At 34.8% G+C, this 16,140-nt stretch carries 15 protein-coding genes; 2 read left to right on the plus strand and 13 right to left on the minus strand.

The window, feature by feature from the left end; all coding sequences use genetic code 11:
- Nucleotides 1-28 precede the first annotated feature (28 nt).
- On the plus strand, nucleotides 29-1,657 hold the full coding sequence (gene groL, locus NWE55_RS05625) for a chaperonin GroEL (protein WP_155092125.1): 1,629 nt from the start codon (nucleotides 29-31) through the stop codon (nucleotides 1,655-1,657).
- 112 nt (nucleotides 1,658-1,769) lie between these two features.
- On the opposite strand, the gene rpe is transcribed toward groL, so the two are convergent.
- The 3 genes from rpe to NWE55_RS05640 all read right to left on the minus strand — a co-directional run bounded on the left by rpe (nucleotide 1,770) and on the right by NWE55_RS05640 (nucleotide 3,400).
- The gene (gene rpe, locus NWE55_RS05630) at nucleotides 1,770-2,432 is read right to left on the minus strand and encodes a ribulose-phosphate 3-epimerase (protein WP_155092124.1); all 663 of its coding nucleotides are present in this window, start codon (nucleotides 2,430-2,432) and stop codon (nucleotides 1,770-1,772) included.
- Nucleotides 2,433-2,523: 91 nt separating this feature from the next.
- Nucleotides 2,524-3,225, minus strand: coding sequence for a lipoyl(octanoyl) transferase LipB (gene lipB, locus NWE55_RS05635; RefSeq protein ID WP_155092123.1), 702 nt, complete (start codon nucleotides 3,223-3,225; stop codon nucleotides 2,524-2,526).
- 10 nt (nucleotides 3,226-3,235) lie between these two features.
- A complete protein-coding gene (locus tag NWE55_RS05640) occupies nucleotides 3,236-3,400 on the minus strand; it encodes a YqaE/Pmp3 family membrane protein (RefSeq protein ID WP_155092122.1) in 165 nt (54 codons plus the stop codon).
- Between the two features lie 187 nt (nucleotides 3,401-3,587).
- Here NWE55_RS05640 and lysS point away from each other — a divergent pair, with 187 nt between their 5' ends.
- On the plus strand, nucleotides 3,588-5,288 hold the full coding sequence (gene lysS / locus NWE55_RS05645; RefSeq protein WP_155092121.1) for a lysine--tRNA ligase: 1,701 nt from the start codon (nucleotides 3,588-3,590) through the stop codon (nucleotides 5,286-5,288).
- A gap of 44 nt (nucleotides 5,289-5,332) precedes the next feature.
- Here lysS and NWE55_RS05650 read toward each other — a convergent pair whose 3' ends face one another.
- The 10 genes from NWE55_RS05650 to NWE55_RS05695 all read right to left on the minus strand — a co-directional run bounded on the left by NWE55_RS05650 (nucleotide 5,333) and on the right by NWE55_RS05695 (nucleotide 15,281).
- On the minus strand, nucleotides 5,333-6,376 hold the full coding sequence (locus NWE55_RS05650) for a cytochrome-c peroxidase (protein WP_155092120.1): 1,044 nt from the start codon (nucleotides 6,374-6,376) through the stop codon (nucleotides 5,333-5,335).
- Between the two features lie 61 nt (nucleotides 6,377-6,437).
- Complete coding sequence (locus tag NWE55_RS05655) at nucleotides 6,438-7,241, minus strand: MbnP family protein (RefSeq protein ID WP_155092119.1); 804 nt, start codon at nucleotides 7,239-7,241, stop codon at nucleotides 6,438-6,440.
- Between the two features lie 83 nt (nucleotides 7,242-7,324).
- Nucleotides 7,325-7,684: a hypothetical protein gene (locus tag NWE55_RS05660; protein ID WP_155092118.1), complete on the minus strand. Its 360-nt coding sequence runs from the start codon at nucleotides 7,682-7,684 to the stop codon at nucleotides 7,325-7,327.
- 94 nt (nucleotides 7,685-7,778) lie between these two features.
- Nucleotides 7,779-8,645, minus strand: coding sequence for an AraC family transcriptional regulator (locus NWE55_RS05665; RefSeq protein WP_258204656.1), 867 nt, complete (start codon nucleotides 8,643-8,645; stop codon nucleotides 7,779-7,781).
- Nucleotides 8,646-8,699: 54 nt separating this feature from the next.
- Nucleotides 8,700-9,068 carry a hypothetical protein gene (locus NWE55_RS05670; protein WP_155092116.1) on the minus strand — a complete coding sequence of 123 codons (369 nt, stop codon included), beginning with the start codon at nucleotides 9,066-9,068 and terminating at the stop codon, nucleotides 8,700-8,702.
- A 94-nt stretch (nucleotides 9,069-9,162) separates the two neighbouring features.
- Nucleotides 9,163-10,026, minus strand: coding sequence for a sigma-70 family RNA polymerase sigma factor (locus tag NWE55_RS05675; RefSeq protein ID WP_155092115.1), 864 nt, complete (start codon nucleotides 10,024-10,026; stop codon nucleotides 9,163-9,165).
- 168 nt (nucleotides 10,027-10,194) lie between these two features.
- Complete coding sequence (locus tag NWE55_RS05680; protein ID WP_258204657.1) at nucleotides 10,195-11,580, minus strand: trimethylamine monooxygenase; 1,386 nt, start codon at nucleotides 11,578-11,580, stop codon at nucleotides 10,195-10,197.
- A 488-nt stretch (nucleotides 11,581-12,068) separates the two neighbouring features.
- Nucleotides 12,069-14,231, minus strand: coding sequence for a polyribonucleotide nucleotidyltransferase (locus NWE55_RS05685; protein ID WP_258204658.1), 2,163 nt, complete (start codon nucleotides 14,229-14,231; stop codon nucleotides 12,069-12,071).
- A 173-nt stretch (nucleotides 14,232-14,404) separates the two neighbouring features.
- Entirely contained in the window at nucleotides 14,405-14,674 is a 270-nt protein-coding gene (rpsO, locus tag NWE55_RS05690) for a 30S ribosomal protein S15 (protein ID WP_155092112.1), read from the minus strand.
- A gap of 145 nt (nucleotides 14,675-14,819) precedes the next feature.
- The gene (locus NWE55_RS05695) at nucleotides 14,820-15,281 is read right to left on the minus strand and encodes an XrtF-associated fRMsr-like GAF protein (RefSeq protein ID WP_155092111.1); all 462 of its coding nucleotides are present in this window, start codon (nucleotides 15,279-15,281) and stop codon (nucleotides 14,820-14,822) included.
- Between the last annotated feature and the right edge of the window lie 859 nt (nucleotides 15,282-16,140).

The raw sequence follows: 16,140 nt of genomic DNA on the forward strand, positions 1-16,140 counted from the left end.
AATCATTAACAACTAAATCAGATCAAAAATGGCAAAAGATATTAAATTCGACATCGAAGCGCGCGAAGGTTTAAAACGTGGAGTGGATGCATTAGCAAATGCTGTAAAAGTAACATTAGGTCCAAAAGGTAGAAACGTAATTATCGGTAAATCATTTGGAGCTCCAGTAGTAACTAAAGATGGTGTTTCTGTAGCTAAAGAAGTAGAGCTTGAGAACACACTTGAAAATATGGGAGCGCAAATGGTAAAAGAAGTTGCTTCTAAAACGAATGATTTAGCTGGTGACGGAACTACTACTGCAACAGTATTAGCACAAGCAATCGTTAAAGAAGGACTTAAAAACGTTGCAGCTGGTGCAAATCCAATGGACTTGAAACGCGGTATTGACAAAGCGGTTGAAATTATCGTAGAAGAGCTAAGAAAACAAGCACAAGAAGTTGGTGGGTCAATGGACAAAATCAAACAAGTAGCTTCTATCTCAGCAAATAACGACGATTTCATTGGTGAATTAATAGCTCAAGCTTTTGAAAAAGTTGGAAAAGAAGGTGTTATCACAGTTGAAGAAGCAAAAGGTACTGAGACTTATGTAGATGTAGTGGAAGGAATGCAATTTGACAGAGGTTATCTTTCTCCATACTTTGTAACTAATTCAGAAAAAATGGAAGTAGAGCTTGACTCTCCTTACATTCTATTATACGACAAAAAAGTTTCTTCTTTAAAAGAGCTTTTACCAATATTAGAACCAATAGCTCAATCAGGAAAACCACTTTTAATCATTGCTGAAGACGTTGACGGAGAAGCTCTATCAACATTAGTAGTGAACAAATTAAGAGGTGCCTTGAAAATTGCAGCTGTAAAAGCTCCAGGGTTTGGAGATAGAAGAAAAGCAATGTTAGAAGATATTGCAATCTTAACAGGTGGTGTTGTAATTTCAGAAGAGCAAGGATACACATTAGAGAATACTACTTTAGAAATGCTTGGTACTTGTAAACGCGTAAGCATTGATAAAGATAACACTACTATTGTTAGTGGAAGTGGTGATACTGAAATGATTAAAAACAGAGTAAACCAGATAAAAGCTCAAATGGAAGTTACTACTTCTGATTATGACAAAGAAAAATTACAAGAGCGCTTAGCTAAGTTAGCTGGTGGTGTTGCTGTTCTTTTTGTTGGAGCTGCTTCTGAAGTTGAAATGAAAGAGAAGAAAGATCGCGTAGATGATGCTTTACACGCAACAAGAGCTGCAGTGGAAGAAGGAATCGTTGCTGGTGGAGGTGTTGCTTTATTAAGAGCGAAAGATGCATTAGCAAACATTAAAGTAGAAAATGCTGATGAAGAAACTGGAATCGCTATCGTAGCTAAAGCAATCGAGTCTCCATTGAGAACAATTGTTGAAAATGCTGGATTAGAAGGTTCTGTTGTTGTTGCTAAAGTATTAGAGGCTAAAGAAAACTTCGGATACAACGCTAAGACAAATGAATATGTAGATATGTTACAAGCTGGTGTAATCGATCCTAAAAAAGTAACAAGAGTTGCATTGGAAAATGCTGCTTCTGTTTCAGGAATGATCTTAATCACTGAGTGTGCTTTAGTTGATATAAAAGACGAGAGCGGTGCAGGAATGCCTATGGGAGGCGGAATGCCAGGTATGATGTAATACATTCATTGTATATAAAACTAAAAAGCGGTTTAGAATTAATTCTAAACCGCTTTTTTTATCATTAACAGTCGCCATTGAGCAGTCAACATGCGACTATTCTTCAATACCTTTAGAAGGTTGTTATTTCTTTCAATTCAGCGATAGTTGATTTCGGATCTTGTGATTTAAAAACAAAACTACCTGCTACTAACGCAGCTGCTCCAGCCTCTACTAAGGCTTTAGCATTCTTACTCGTAACTCCTCCGTCAATTTCAATAATAGTATTAGCCCCTTTATCCTGAATCAACGCTTGTAATTTACGCACTTTAGCATAGGTATTCTCTATAAAGCTCTGACCTCCAAATCCAGGATTAACACTCATGATTAATACCAAGTCCAAATCTTGAATAATATCCTCTAACACACTTACAGGAGTATGTGGATTAAGTGCTACACCCGCTTTCATTCCCTCCGCTTTGATTGCTTGAACTGTACGGTGAAGATGTGTACATGCCTCGTAGTGCACTGTCAAAATATCAGCTCCTAAGTCTTTAAATGTCTTGATATATCGATCAGGATCGACAATCATTAAGTGAACATCTAATACCTTCTTGGCATGTTTACCAATAGCCTCTAAGACAGGCATACCAAAAGAAATATTAGGAACAAAAACTCCGTCCATAATATCGATGTGAAACCAATCTGCTTGGCTTTCATTAATCATTTCAACATCGCGTTGTAAATTTCCAAAGTCTGCAGCAAGTACAGATGGAGCAATAACTGTATTTTTCATATTCTTGTGTTGTTTCAACAAAGATAAAACTATTAACTCTAAACAAAAAAAGCCTTAGTGCATACTGCAAAAAGACTTCTATTATTGTCGATTATTTTATAAATTGAACTTCAAATAATTCTGTGAAATACTTGAGAATCTTACTGCGAACCTCATCCTCATCGACACGCTCTACCCCCAACTCTACATTGAGTGATGTTACACCTTTTCCGCGTATTCCACATGGGATAATATTGTCAAAATAACCCAAATCCGAATTGACATTCAGTGCAAAACCGTGCATAGTTACCCATCTAGAAGCTCTTACTCCCATTGCGCAAATCTTGCGGGCAAATGGCGTACCTGCATCTAACCATACTCCTGTTTCACCTTCACTTCTACCTGATTCAATACCGTAATCTTTCAAGACTAATATCATTGTTTCTTCCAGTAAACGCAAATATTTATGTATGTCTGTAAAAAAATTCTCTAAGTCTAATATTGGATATCCTACAATCTGTCCAGGTCCATGGTAAGTAATATCACCACCTCTATTGATTTTATAAAAAGTCGCACCTTTTTCTTTCAACTGTTGATCGTTCAAAAGCATATTGTGCACATCTCCACTTTTACCAAGTGTATAAACGTGGGGATGCTCTACGAAAACAAAATAATTCTCTGTTGCATCATTTTTGTTCTCACGTCTATTCGCAACTTTTACATCTAAAATAGACTGAAATAATTGTTCTTGATAATCCCATGTTTCTTTATAATCTTTTTCTCCAAGATCAATTAATTTTATTTGTTTATTCATTACGTTCTAATTATCGATTATATTTTGGGTTATTCAATATTACAAGAGCACCAATAATTCCGGGAATCCAAGCTGCTAAAGTCAATAAAAAAACAATTACAATAGACCCACAACCTTTATCTAAAACTGCTAAAGGTGGGAATATAATAGCTAAAATAACTCTCCAAATACTCATACTCAATATTTTTATCTTACAAATTTCGTCATTTTTAAACAAAGAAAATAATCTTTTATCTCTTACTAAGATATGAATTCGAAAAATACCAAACAATAATGACAATATTGCTTCATTTGAGAGAATAGTAATTGCCGCATTTTCAAAGAATAGCTATATTTGCCTTTTAAATTAATTCACAATTATTATGCAACTTTCAGAACAAGAAATCATCAGAAGAGAAAAGCTGAGCAAACTACATGAGCTTGGCGTGAATCCTTATCCTGCAAACCTATTCCCTGTTGATCATACATCGAAACAGGTGAAGAACGATTTTCAAGAAGGTAAGAAGGTAATTGTGGCAGGAAGATTAATGTCTTCAAGAATTCAAGGAAAAGCTTCATTCGCTACTATACAAGATAGCGAAGGTAAAATACAGTTATACATCAACAGAGACGAATTATGTCCTGGAGAAGATAAAACACTATATAACGAAATCTATAAAAAATTAATTGATTTAGGTGATATCGTTGGTATAGAAGGAGAGTTATTCACTACGCAAGTAGGCGAAAAAACAGTACGCGTAAAAGGTTTGCATTTACTAAGCAAATCACTACGACCATTACCTCTACCAAAAACCGATGCAGAAGGCCACACATTTGATGCCTTTACAGATCCTGAGTTGCGCTATAGAATGCGTTATGTAGATTTAGTAGTAAACCCTCAAATTAAAGAGACGTTCATCAAGCGTACAAAACTGTTTAACGCGATGCGTAATTTCTTTAATGAAGCTGGTTATATGGAAGTTGAAACTCCTGTTCTTCAGTCTATCCCTGGAGGTGCGGCTGCTCGTCCATTTATGACTCATCACAATGCTTTAGACATTCCACTATACTTGAGAATTGCCAATGAACTATACTTAAAGCGATTAATCGTTGGTGGATTTGACGGGGTATATGAGTTCGCTAAAAACTTCCGTAATGAAGGAATGGATAGAACACATAACCCTGAATTTACAGTTATGGAAATCTATGTAGCTTACAAAGACTACAATTGGATGATGGACTTTACAGAGCGTTTATTAGAACATTGTGCAACAGCAGTTAATGGGACACCAGTAGCTAAGTTTGGAGAACACGAAATTAACTTCAAAGCTCCTTACAAACGCATCACTATGGCAGATTCTATTAAAGAATTTACAGGTTTTGACATCACAGGAAAGACAGAGGATGAAATTCGCCAAGCTGCTTTAGGCATGGGAATCCCTGTAGATGAAACAATGGGTAAAGGAAAACTTATCGATGAGATTTTCGGTGAGAAATGTGAAGGTAATTATATTCAACCGACATTCATTACAGACTATCCAAAAGAAATGTCTCCATTGACAAAAGCACATAGAGATAATCCAGAACTTACAGAGCGCTTTGAATTAATGGTTTGTGGTAAAGAAATTGCAAATGCTTATTCAGAGTTAAATGACCCAATCGATCAAAGAGAGCGTTTTGAAGCACAAATGGCTTTAGCTGATCGCGGAGATGACGAGGCTATGTTCATTGATCAGGACTTCTTACGTGCTCTTGAATTTGGTATGCCTCCAACTTCTGGAATGGGAATTGGTATGGACCGTTTAATTATGTTCTTAACCAATAATCCTTCTATTCAAGAGGTATTATTCTTCCCACAAATGAGACCAGAAAAAACAGCTCCTGCAGTAGAGCTAACTGATGAAGAAAAAATCATTATTCAAATTTTAGAGAATAACGATAATAAAGTGGAGTTGGGTGCTTTAAAAGAGCAAGCTGCACTAAGTGGAAAGAAATGGGATAAAGCAATGAAAAGTCTTTCTTCACATGCCTTGACAAAAGTAGAAACAGAAAACGACATTAAATACGTTGTTTATACAAATTAATATAAATAGAAAAAGGAACTCAATGAGTTCCTTTTTTTTATTATTTACAATTGAGGATTAGCGATAAACTGATGATCTGTCAAAGTCTTTAAAAATCGAATAATGGCATGCTGTTCATCACTGGATAATTCAATACCTATACGACCATCTTTTCTCTTTAAAAGAGGATCCAAAGTTTCGCTATCCACTATTCCATTAGTATAAAACGCTAAAACCTCCTCTAATGTATTAAAACGCCCATCGTGCATATATGGCGCTGTCAACTCAACATTTCGCAAACTACTTACCTTAAAGGCAAATTTGTCTTCATCAAAACCAGTAACCTCATATCTTCCCAAATCATTTAATTTCTCATTAACCTGTAAACCGTTGTTTCTAAAACTTTGATCAGTAAACAAATCTGTACTGTGACAAGCTGCACACTTCTGCTGAAACAACTGCAGTCCTGTTTTCTCAATCTGACTCAATGTACCTCCCTTTTCTCCTCGAACATATCGGTCATATCTCGAATTACTTGAAATCATCACTGCCATATATTGTGCCAATGCTTTCAACATACTGGTAGAAGTGATTTCTCTATCATTAAAAGCTTTTTCAAACAAACTCCTATACATCGGCTCACTTCTCAATTTCTCCACAATTGAAGGAAGATTCTCACGCATTTCAACTTCATTGTGAATAGGAACAATAGGCACCATTTCCAAGTTATTTGACGCCCCATCATAGAAATACTCTGTCATAAAAGCCATATTCTGAATAGCTGGAGCATTGCGCTTGCCTACCAGACTATCTATACCAATACTAAAGGCTTTTCCATAATCAGAGAAAGCAAACTCTTTTATATGACAACTGGCACATGAAATAGTATTATCTGCTGATAACCTCACATCGTGAAACAAGACTTTACCCAGTTCTATTCGAGATTTCTTTAACCCGTTATTGACATACTGGTAACTAAGAGAAGGAAAGTTACTGGGAATAATGAGTTCATAGGCATCGTCAATATCATCAGAATAACGCTCAGATTGATCTTTAGAACAACTTAATAGCAATAAACATAAACTGATAAATACACACTCTTTAAACATGGTACAAACAATGTTTAGACAAAAAGGAAAGGTGCTGCCTTTCCTTTTTGAAACTATAATTCTATTCTTTATCAATCACAATACTTCGTATGTTAAACATCGTCTGAGCATTCTGCATAATCTTTGGCGCACGTACAGCATCAATCATAATATATGGCGATTCCTTCAACGCGATTTTGTGTGTACTGTCTAATAACTTAGATACTTCAAGATCTACATGAACAGTGGATTTATGCTTTGCACTTACAACAAAATGTTGAGGACTTTTTAATAGAACTTCTTTATAATTATCTAACTTGGAACCATGGCTACCAATGTGTAATTGAAATCCTTCCTCGTCTTGACCTCCAGTTTTAAATAAACCTTGGCAATTGATAAATTTATATCCTGTAATCCATCCCCAGATTAAATCATGTTCTTTACACAAATCCCAAAACTCTTGTTGGTCTTCCATTCCTCTCAAGTACTTCTCTTGATCCACACCTACACCAAACTTAACTTTACTATACCTTCCCGCTGGTACATTGTTAAGCGTAATTTTGAAATCCTTCGTTTTCGAATCTACAAAGAAATAACTGTCATCCTTCTTGTAAGTGAACTCTGCTCCTTTTTCATCTATTAAAACAAAGTTGCTAACTATATACTTCAGGAAAGTGATATTCAATGACTCTCCAATAGAGTTCTCTTTGTAATACTGATCATAAACTATATCCTCACCAAACATCTGATGATTAAACACAAAGGAAACTGAATTTGTTCCTTCAAGCACTTCTTCAGGAACTTCAACAACTGCGTTGTCATCACTCGAACATGACGTGAAAACAAAAGCTATAACAGCAAATAATAATATATATACTTTTTTCATTTCTAATTTTATATTAATTAATTATGGGCAATACAAGGGCCTTCCGATTAAATCGGACAACCAAAACACACGATTATAAAAGATTAGAAAATGGGTGGATCTAAAAGAGAGGATACTTGTAAATAGTTGTAATTATTGACATAACTATCCAAAGCCTCACTCCTCCATACTAAGGCTAATTCGAATGACAAATACCTGAAAGTGCCACTAACCAAGTAATCATATAAGGTATTGTATTTATCAAATACCAACTTGCCTGATTTGTCAAAAGACTTTGATAATTCATTTGACAAGTGACATTTACCATTACACTCTAATTCTGGTTTAGATACATTCTCACATAGAACTTTAGATACATACTCGTAATTAACCCAATATTCCACCAACGGTGCAACAGGGCGAAATAAAACAATAAATACTATTATGATATATATCTTTTTCACAAGACAAATTTAAAACAATGATTAAAGGCTAAACAAGAACATAGATTGAGTTTTATCTACTTTTCACTATTTACAAAATAGAACAACCGAAAAACTAAACAACAAGTCGACGGTATTCTTCAGGAGTCTTACCTTCCTGCTTCTTAAAAAATGTCACAAAGTAAGAAGTACTATTGAACTGTAATTCATTGCCAATCTCCTTTATTGTAAAAGACGTAAAGCGCAAAAGTCGCTTTGCTTCCACTATGATACGTTGACGAACAATCTGCCCCGCTGTTAATCCTCTTTCTTGTTTACACAGCTTATTCAGATAGTTCGGTGTAACACATAATTTATCAGCGTAAAAAGAAGGAGTTTTCGCCTCCTTATAAAATTGATCGACAAGGGCTACAAACTCACCTACTTTATCATTCAGTGGCTTAACTAAAGACTCACTCATAGGAACAGGGTGCTCTGTCAAATTTTGAAAGTCAAACAATAAAATATTTAAATAAGAACGCAAAACAACTTCCCTATTTTGATTGACTGATTGATACTCACCTACCATTAACTGAACCATCAAAAGCAGTTTACTCAATTGGTCATATGGCAATTTAGCATAAGGAAGCACCTCAGGTTGAAAAAAATTAAATAATCGCAGATTATTCTCGTGATAACGCTGACTAAAAAAAGACTCTTCAAAGGCAATAACATAGCCTGAACAATCTTCGAAATGTAGCTGAGCGTAATCACCAGGTTTGATAATAATAACAGTTTGATCTTGATCCGTCAAATTATACTCATTTACAGTAACTGCGTACTTTCCCTTGGTCACAATGATAATCATATAGAACTGCCCAACAAAACACTGGCTCAATAAAGGAAAATCATACACAATACTATCCGTATCACCCATAAATAGTGACGAATTACCATGTGTAAAATAAGAGATGGAACAAGATCTTATGCTTTGATTTAACATAAGATTTGAAGTATTAATTAATAATTTTATCAGCTCTAAATGAGCCTAAATTCACTAATTAATGAGAGGGGGTCTGAAAAAAAAGTCAACAAAAGTCTTTAAACTAAAAACAGTATAACTTTCTATTTTATCTTTCAATGTAGATGCAAAATTGTGAAACTCAATCTCTACCACATCAGAAAGATAATAGATAAATGAAAAAGATAAGTTACTGAGTTTTTTTGCCATATCGTTATTTTGATCCTCGGCAACCTTGGCCATTTCCTGCATCAAATAACACTTACCATTACATTCTAATTCAGGTTTTTCTTTATTAATACACAATACTGTCGAGATATACTCATAGTCGATTGCATAGTCCAAAAGAGGAACTACAGGTCGAAATAAGACAACTGTTATTATGATTAATAAAAAATTCTTCATACCACACAAATATACACTACAATCGCTGGATAACAAAAATAAAAAAAGCGCTACACTTAAAGTGTAGCGCTTTTTGAATATATAAGTATAAGTCTTATCCCAAATACGTTTTTAAAATCTTACTTCTTGAAGTATGTTTTAATCTGCGAATTGCTTTTTCTTTAATTTGTCTGACACGCTCTCTTGTCAAATCAAAAGTTTCTCCAATCTCCTCAAGAGTCATAGGGTGTTGATCTCCTAAACCAAAATACAGACGTACTACATCAGCTTCTCTTGGAGTTAAAGTTTCAAGCGCTCTCTCAATTTCAGTTCTTAGAGATTCGTGAATTAACTCTCTATCAGGGTTTGGTGATTCACCAGAACGCAATACATCATATAAGTTTGAATCTTCACCTTCAACTAATGGAGCATCCATTGAAAGATGACGTCCAGAGTTCTTCATACTCTCTTTCACGTCATTAACAGTCATATCAAGCTCAATAGCAATTTCCTCAGCAGATGGTGGTCTTTCATTTGATTGCTCAAGTAAAGCGTACATCTTGTTGATTTTATTGATTGACCCAATCTTGTTCAATGGTAGTCTTACAATTCTCGATTGTTCTGCTAAAGCAGAAAGAATTGATTGACGAATCCACCATACAGCATAAGAAATAAACTTAAACCCACGAGTCTCATCAAAACGTTGAGCAGCTTTTATCAATCCAAGGTTTCCTTCATTAATTAAATCGGGAAGTGTTAAACCTTGATTCTGATATTGCTTAGCAACAGATACAACGAAACGTAAATTTGCTTTAGTCAATTTCTCAAGTGCGCGTTGATCACCAGCTTTAATTCGCTGAGCCAATTCCACCTCTTCATCAGCCGTAATTAGGTCTACTTTACCAATTTCTTGCAAGTATTTATCCAACGATGCCGTCTCTCTGTTGGTTACCTGCTTGGTAATTTTAAGTTGTCTCATATTATTTCTATCCTTTATTTCTATTTAATGTAACATTCATTATACGTAAGTAATCATCAAAAAGTTACAACAACATACTTCTTCGACTCACTTTTAACAATACTTTACAAAAAAGCACCTAAAAGGTACAACAAACCCTTTAGGTGCTTTAAACACTTATTATGCCAATTAATAATAGTTTTCTCTACTTAATTCACACTCGTCGGCTTCAACTTCATCCAAATAGCGCTCAAGACTATCATCTAACTCTTTCATCCACGGTGTATGGTGCTCCTCTGCAGTGACCCCCGTCATAACAGAAGTATACACCTTATCTCTGTAATTTAATATATTCGTTTCTTTATCACGTAGCCAACTCTTAAACATTTCAGCTACTTTATCTAAATCAAATGTAGGATAATCAGTCAGAGAAATTAATTCTTTAATATAATCCGTTTGAAAATCTACATGTTCTTCACCTGTAACTGTAGCTCTTTCTGCCTTTACCCATTTATCAATATCTATACTTCGTTCCTCTTTTGTAGGCAATGCAATTCGTCCGAGCATATAATCTCTCGCAAACCAAGCCTGGGTATCAAACATATTGAATGTATAGTACTGGTCTTGCATCCCCAAAAACAACAGTCTTTCATTATCATTGAATACAACACCTTTATAAAGGTTATCCGGGTAGAGATTATTCTTTGTCTTTAAACGCAAGTTGTCTGGTAAAAATGGAAACTTATGTTGATAACCAGTACACAAAATAACAGCGTCAAACTCCTCAGAAGATCCGTCTTTAAAGTATGCTACATTATCTTCAAAATGGGTTACCAATGGTTTTTCATCTATACCCTTAGGCCATTTAGCGGCAATAGGATTGGTACGATAAGAGATAGTAACTGATTTACTGCCATGTTTAAAACATTGAACACCGATATCCTCAGCAGAATAACTACTTCCTATCAACAACAATTTTTGATCTTTAAACTGATCCGCACCTCTAAAGTCGTGTGCATGCATCACTGTTCCAGGAAAACTATCAATACCTTTAAAATAAGGCATATTGGGGGTTGAGAAATGCCCTGTTCCTACAACGAGGTAATCAAAGTATTCTTCAAAAGTTTCGTTCTTAACTAAATCGTCAAATACCACTCGAAACTGTTTCTTACTCTCTATGTAATCAACCCATCTTGCTACAGTATTAAACTTGATAAACTCTCTTGCGTTACTTTGTTTAATACGCCCTTGGATATAATCAAATAAGACTTCTCTTGGAGGATAGGAAGATATAGGTTGTTTAAAGTGATCCATAAAAGTATAATCGGCAAATTCTAAACATTCCTTTGGACCGTTTGACCATAGATACTTATACATACTACCGTGCAAAGGCTCTCCGTATTTACCTACACCTGTGCGCCAAGTATAATTCCACATTCCTCCCCAATTATCTTGTTTTTCATAGCATTTAATTTCAGGAATAGGATTCCCTTTACGTTGTTCAGACTCAAAAGCTCTTAACATTGCTAATCCACTCGGACCAGCACCAATAATACCTACTTTAAAATTTGACATATAAACATAAGTTTTTTACCCCCATCAAATAAATGATGAAGAAATTAATAAAATGATTGTTACTGAATACTCAGCCGAGATAGAACTATTAAATGTTCTAATAGACGCATCTGATATCGCGATGCTTTTTTATAAGGGTAGATTACAGAATCTACAAATTAGGATTGAATAAAATATTCAATTTGAGAAAGGCGATTTTAGTAGAACTTCTGTCTAAAATTTATCACCTTATTTTAGTAACCAAGCTAAGATACTAAAAATTAGGCTTATACTAAAATACACTAACTTTAGAAAGAGTTTTACAAGTAAATTATTACCACTAATTATCATAAAAAACATGGCTTTACTACAAGAGGGCAACCCTTATATTACAAATACCCATCCAGAGTACACAGAAGTTCACAAAATATCATAAAAGTAAAAAACACACTTTTAAACATAAAAAAAGACACCTTAATAAGGTGTCTTTATAATATCAAATAACTCAATTATTTCTCTTGATTATTCTTTTTAGGAGCATCGTCTTTCTTCTCCACTTTAGGAGGACGAGGCATTAAAGCTTTACGAGATACTTTAGCTTTTTTAGTTTTAGGATCAATACCCATATACTTAACATCTAACTCATCTCCAAGCTTAAGTACATCTCCGACATTCTCTATGCGTTTCCAATCCAACTCAGATACGTGTAGTAAAGTCTCTTTACCAGGTACAAATTCAACAACTGCACCGAAGTCAAGCATCTTAACTACTTTTACGTGATAAGTTTCACCTTCAACAGGAGAGAAAGTAGTATTGCTAATCGAAGCTAATGCTTTGTCCATTCCAGCTTGATCAGTTCCCAACACTTCAATAATACCAAAGTCACCTTCTTCGTTGATAACAATTGTAGTTCCCGTTTCAGCTTGTAAAGCTTGAATGTTTTTACCTCCAGGTCCAATGATAGCACCAATAAAGTCTTTCGGAATACTAACTGTAATAATCTTCGGAGCTTTAGGTTTAACAGTAGCATTTGGAGTAGCAATAGTGTCAACTAATAATCCAAGAATGTGCATACGACCGTCGTGAGCTTGTTTTAAAGCTTGCTCCATAATCTCGTAAGCTAACCCTTCAATCTTAATATCCATCTGACATGCTGTAATACCGTCTTTAGTACCTGTAACTTTGAAGTCCATATCTCCTAAGTGATCTTCATCTCCTAAGATATCAGACAACACAGCCCAACGACCAGTTTTCGCATCAGAAATAAGTCCCATTGCAATACCTGATACAGGTTTTTCAATCTGAATACCAGCATCCATTAATGCTAATGTACCAGCACAAACTGTAGCCATAGAAGAAGATCCATTAGACTCTAATACGTCAGATACTAAACGAATAGTATACGGACAATCAGCAGGAATCATATTCTTAAGTGCACGTTGTGCAAGGTTTCCGTGTCCAACTTCTCTACGAGAAGTTCCTCTTAAAGGCTTAGCTTCACCTGTTGAGAATGGAGGGAAATTATAATGTAAATAGAATTTCTCTTCACCTTGTTCACTTGGCAAATCAATAACATTAGCTTCGCGAGAAGTTCCCAGTGTTACTGTTGCTAAAGCTTGAGTTTCCCCACGTGTAAAAATAGATGAACCATGCGTAGATGGTAAATAATCAACTTCACACCAGATAGGACGAATCTCAGTAGTCTTACGACCATCTAAACGAATTCCTTGATCTAAAATTAAATTACGAACAGCCTCTTTTTGCGTTTTCTTGAAGTAAGTGCTAATAAGTTCACCTTTTTCTTCTAAGTCTTCCTCAGAAAACAAAGCTTTAACTTCTTCGTATACTTCAGCAAATTTCTCTCCACGCTCTGCTTTAGCACTTGCATGAGAAGCGATATCATAAAGTTTAGCATAAGATGCATCATAAACAATTTTCTCTACTTCAGCATCTGATGCTTCTGGTTCGTACTCACGGTAAGTAAGTCCTAATGCAGCACGCATCTTTTCTTGAGCCTCAATCTGAGCTTTAATTGCTTCGTGTGCAAACTTAATTGCTTCAATCATTTCTGCCTCAGAGATTTCTTTCATCTCCCCTTCCACCATACAAACAGAATCTTTAGATGCTCCAATCATCATATCGATGTCTGATGCTTCTAATTGCTCTTTAGAAGGATTAATGATTAATTGTCCGTCTACACGAGCAACTCTTACTTCAGAAATGTAATTGTAAAATGGAATATCCGATACAGCTAATGCTGCAGAAGCAGCCAAACCAGCTAATGCATCAGGCATAACATTCTCATCGAAAGACATAAGTGAAATCATCACCTGTGTCTCTGCGTGATAATCATCCGGGAATAAAGGACGTAAACAACGGTCTACAAGACGCATTGTCAAAATCTCTTGATCACTTGGACGAGCCTCACGTTTAAAAAAGCCTCCTGGAAAACGTCCAGCAGCAGAAAATTTTTCTCTGTAATCTACAGTTAATGGTAAGAAATCAACACCTGGATTTGCAGTACGAGCAGAAACTGCTGTTGCCAAAAGCATACAGTCTCCCATTCTTACTACAACAGATCCATCTGCTTGTTTTGCTAATTTCCCTGTTTCGATTGAGATGCTTCTACCATCACCTAAATCGATAATTTCTTTGGTTACCTTAGGAATCATATAATAATAAATACTTTAGGGTTTCTGTCTCTCCGAAGAGAGACATTAATAATTCTGTGTGTGTTGTGTTGTTGTGTTGTGTAGTTGTATGAAACCCAATGAAAAACCAGACTTTTTCTGCTAAAAGGCTAAAAAAGAAAAAGAGGCGCACAAGGGCACCTCTTCTCAATTGATTATTTTCTAATATTCAATTCCTTAATGATCTCACGGTATCTGTTGATCTCAGTATTCTTTAAATAGTCAAGAAGTCTTCTTCTTTTACCTACTAAAAGAACTAATGAACGCTCAGTGTTGTAATCTTTACGATTTCTTTTTAAGTGCTCAGTTAAGTGAGAGATTCTGTAAGTGAACAAAGCAATTTGTCCTTCAGCAGATCCAGTGTTTACAGCTTTTCCTCCGTGTTTAGCGAAGATCTCAGCTTTTTTCTCTTTTGTTAAATACATGCCAATATTTTTTAAATGATTTTTATGCGGCAATTATAGTCTATCTATAATTTGGTGCAAAGGTAATTTTATTTTCGAGAAAACACCATTAAAAATCATATTTTTTATTTCAAAGAACAAAACAACAACATTATAAAAAAGAGCTCTAATACAATTTGGCTACTTCTTTGTTTAAAGCTTCTAAAAAGCTTTTATCTTCATTCGTAAATGCGTTCAAGGTATGAGAATCAATATCTATCTGACCTATATTAATACCCTGCACAAATATAGGAACAACGATTTCAGACTTTACCGTCAAACTACATGCAATATAATTAGATTGAGCTGTAACATCATCAACGACAAAAGTTTCATTACTTAGGGCAACTTGACCACAAATCCCCTTTCCAAATGGAATTACAGTATGCTCTGTTGGCTCTCCAATAAACGGTCCTAAGTGTAATAAATCAGTTGAATGATCAGCAAAATAATAACCTACCCAATCGTAATAAGAAATAGAATCATATAACAATTCACATATTTCTTGAAGTATTTGATTTCTCGTAATATCTTTCCTTTCTAATATTACTTTTGACCTATTTAATAAGGCGACATAATCACTAGTCATATACGCAATTTTAATACAAAGACACTAAATTACGAAATATAACTCATTGTACACCATTGTATACCTGTCATTCTTTTCATTTTAAATTATAAGTACAATTAGCATTACATTCTTGTTAAAATCTCAAATATCTACCATAAGTTAAAACAAGTACTTCAAAAAACCACATCGGCTTCAAAACTTGAGAGAAGGCAAAAAGTATTAATGTCGTTTTAAAATAAAGCAAAATTAGATAAGGTAATATCCTATTTAATCATCTCTTAAAACAACAAAATCACATCCTTTAATAGAGCCTCTATGGATGCGACATGAAAAACTTAGAGATCAAAAATAACTACATTTATTTTGTGCATGAAGTTAAAATCAGTACAATCTTGATCGTACTTCCTTTGGGATTTCTGGCAGTTTGCTAAGGGTTTTCTTCGAGAAACACGCCTTTTTGCAGATAAAACCCCAAGGATACACGAAGAAAACAGCAAGAAAGTCCAACGAATCTAAGTGTTTTGCAAGCGCTTAACCATTTCTAAAGTCTTAAAATCGACAAGAAGGAGTAAGCACTTTTATTGAAATGATCTACAAATGCTAAGCAAGTGTATGTAAAGATTAATAATCTCAGACATTAAGATTATTTACAAAAAAACAGAGAAATAGTGATAGCATTACTTACTCACTCATATTAATTACATTCCTAAAGCACCATTTACACATTGTTATTTCGCTTTATACGATACTCATATATTCAAGTGCTATATATTTATTACCACACATATAGTTGCGATATAGCTCCAAATCGGACTCTTAATGTAAAAACAAAAACATTCTTATCCCTTTCAGTGATGCATGAGGTTTTAATCCTCGT

Source organism: Myroides albus (assembly GCF_024722315.1).
GTDB classification, from domain to species: Bacteria; Bacteroidota; Bacteroidia; order Flavobacteriales; family Flavobacteriaceae; genus Flavobacterium; species Flavobacterium album_A.